Source organism: Bacillus sp. LR_5 (assembly GCF_042709275.1).
Map to the genome: position 1 here is coordinate 1 of NZ_JAVAXX010000452.1, position 3,470 is coordinate 3,470.

Annotated in this window: 2 protein-coding genes; both read left to right on the plus strand. The window is 36.7% G+C overall.

All coding sequences use genetic code 11. The annotated features are described in order from the left end of the window. Positions 1-728 precede the first annotated feature (728 nt). Positions 729-2,120 (plus strand): MFS transporter, encoded by a 1,392-nt coding sequence (locus RAC86_RS36815; protein WP_377886786.1) that lies wholly within the window; start codon positions 729-731, stop codon positions 2,118-2,120. A gap of 30 nt (positions 2,121-2,150) precedes the next feature. Further along, positions 2,151-3,470, plus strand: a 1,320-nt coding sequence (xynB, locus tag RAC86_RS36820; RefSeq protein WP_377886787.1) for a xylan 1,4-beta-xylosidase, incomplete at its 3' end; no start/stop codon positions are given.

The following is a 3,470-nucleotide window of genomic DNA, read 5'->3' on the forward strand; positions in this document are numbered from 1 at the left end:
TCTCAATTTTTGCTTCTTATTTATCTTTCCTGTATTGATATATCTATGTAGGGTTGGACTTATAACATAAACTATTCTGCCATTCCTGTTCTTTCAATTCATGACCGGGCTTGCCATCAGCATAAATCTAGGCTAACAGTCTCCATACATCCTGTGATCACCTTTATCAAACTCTTAAATGCAACTTACCACTAACCAATTCCTTATTTCGCATAGATCATCTTTGTCATGTGTTTACACAAGAATCTGTTTTGGACTAATCGTCGTTAACTGATACATGACATTCGCAAATATTTGAGACACTGAATATAACGAAACAGTCAAAAATCAATATTTAATTCATTCTGTTTAAACTTTCTGAAAAAGATGTTGAAAAAGTTGAAAGGATTTTATAATATTAAAACAAGTTAGTTTGTTTGATCAACAAACTAATAAGATGAACTTTCATTGTCCACAAGATAAGGTCTTACTGAATATGGATGGAAGGGGGATAAGAGGGTCGATTTAATGGAGCTAAACAATATAAGAAACGAAAGAATGAGGCTTTTATCCTTTTCCAGGTATATAAGGTATGACGACTAAAAAGATGAATTTTCTGCTTGCTGATCACCATATTTTTTTGCACTGTTTTGAAAGCGCTTTTATAAAAGTTTACTGACCGTAAATTCGAGAAATTGTTATACCGTTTCACACTGTTCCATATTAAAGGATCGAAAAGGGGAGAAATCATGCTCAGTGAAAATGTAAAGAAGATTAGCATGGTTGAAAAAGTTGGATATGCGTCTGGAGATTTTGCTTGTAATTTAATTTATGCAACAGTGTCTACGTATCTTTTGTTCTTCTATACAGATGTATTTGGTTTATCGGCAGCAGCAGCCGGTACTATGTTTTTAGTGGTTAGAATAATCGACGCTCTCGCTGATCCTTTTATCGGAACAATAGTTGACAGAACGAACAGCAGATTTGGACGCTTTAGACCGTATCTTTTATTCGGAGCTTTTCCATTTGTCATACTGGCAATACTCTGTTTTACAACACCAGACTTTTCGGATATGGGGAAATTAATATATGCCTATATAACCTATGTTGGCTTGTCGCTTACATACACAACGATAAACGTTCCATATGGCGCGTTAACTTCTGCAATGACTAGAAATAATCAAGAAGTGGTTAGTATAACTTCTGTTCGCATGTTATTTGCGAATCTTGGAGGACTTGTCGTTGCATTTTTTGTTCCCTTACTGGCTGCTTATTTAAGCGATACTTCCGGCAACGAGTCTCTTGGCTGGCAACTAACCATGGGTATTTTGGGAATGATAGGCGGGTGCCTTTTAATCTTTTGTTTTAAAAGCACAAAAGAGCGGGTCACTCTTCAAAAATCCGAAGAAAAAATTAAATTTACGGATATATTTGAGCAGTTTCGTGTTAATCGTCCACTTGTTGTATTAAGTATTTTCTTTATTATTATTTTTGGAGTGAATTCCATCAGTAATTCGGTTGGCATTTATTACGTAACGTATAACGTAGAAAGAGAGGATTTGGTGAAGTGGTACGGTTTGATAGGAAGTTTGCCCGCTTTGGTCATTTTACCGTTTATTCCAAGGTTTCATCAATTTTTGGGGAAAAAGAAATTACTAAACTATGCATTATTACTGAATATTATCGGCCTTTTAGCTTTACTGTTTGTTCCGCCAAGTAATGTTTACCTCATACTTTTCTGTCGATTAATCGCTGCTGCTGGAAGTCTCACTGCCGGGGGATATATGTGGGCGCTTATTCCTGAAACAATAGAATATGGAGAGTACAGGACTGGGAAAAGAATGGGTGGGCTCATTTACGCTATAATCGGATTTTTCTTTAAGTTTGGTATGGCCTTAGGAGGAGTTGTTCCGGGTCTGGTTCTTGATAAGTTTGGATATGTAGCAAATCAGGCACAAACCCCAACGGCATTAATGGGGATTCTAATTACAACAACCATTATTCCCGTGTTCTTGCTGGTTCTAGCTTTAATTGATATTAATTTCTATAACTTAGATGAGAAAAAATATAAAAACATGGTTCGAGAATTAGAGAATAGAGACAAAGTTTATTTGGATCATATTGATGATTTCAAAGCTTAAAAAAGAAAATAAACTGAGGAGGAGTCCCAAATGAAGATTACCAATCCAGTACTTAAAGGATTCAATCCCGATCCAAGTATTTGTAGGGTAGGAGAGGATTATTATATCGCTGTATCTACATTTGAGTGGTTTCCGGGAGTCCAGATACACCACTCAAAAGATTTAGTAAATTGGCACTTAGTTGCACATCCATTACAGAGAGTTTCACAATTAGACATGAAAGGAAATCCAAATTCAGGTGGGGTTTGGGCACCATGTTTAAGCTATAGTGATGGGAAGTTTTGGCTTATCTATACGGATGTTAAGGTAGTAGATGGTGCATGGAAAGATTGTCACAATTATTTAGTTACTTGTGAAACGATTAATGGTGATTGGAGTGAGCCGATTACATTAAATAGCTCGGGATTTGATGCTTCTTTGTTCCATGATAAGGATGGAAAAAAGTATTTATTAAATATGTTATGGGATCACCGTATTGATCGGCACTCATTTGGAGGAATTGTTATACAGGAATATTCTGATAAAGAGCAAAAATTAATCGGTAAACCAAAAGTTATATTTGAAGGAACGGATAGAAAACTGACAGAAGCTCCGCACCTTTATCATATCGGGAACTATTATTATTTATTAACTGCAGAAGGAGGAACACGGTACGAACATGCTGCTACAATTGCCCGTTCTGCAAATATTGAGGGGCCATATGAAGTTCATCCCGATAATCCAATCTTAACGTCATGGCATGACCCAGGAAATCCATTGCAAAAATGTGGTCATGCATCCATTGTTCAAACACATACAGATGAGTGGTATTTAGCTCATTTAACGGGACGTCCTATTCATCCTGACGATGATTCAATTTTTCAGCAGAGAGGATACTGTCCTTTGGGCAGAGAAACAGCTATTCAAAAACTTTACTGGAAAGATGAATGGCCCTATGTAGTAGGTGGAAAAGAAGGAAGCTTGGAGGTAGATGCACCTTCTATACCTGAAACAATATTTGAAGCAACGTACCCGGAAGTTGATGAATTTGAGGATTCAACATTAAATATAAATTTTCAAACTTTAAGGATTCCATTTACGAATGAATTAGGTTCATTGACTCAAGCGCCAAATCATTTACGATTAATCGGTCATGAATCATTGACCTCGACATTTACTCAGGCATTTGTAGCCAGACGCTGGCAAAGTCTCCATTTTGAAGCCGAAACTGCTGTTGAGTTTTATCCGGAAAATTTTCAACAAGCCGCTGGATTGGTGAATTACTACAATACAGAGAACTGGACGGCTCTTCAAGTCACGCATGATGAAGAACTTGGCCGCATTCTTGAATTAACAATATGTGACAACTTT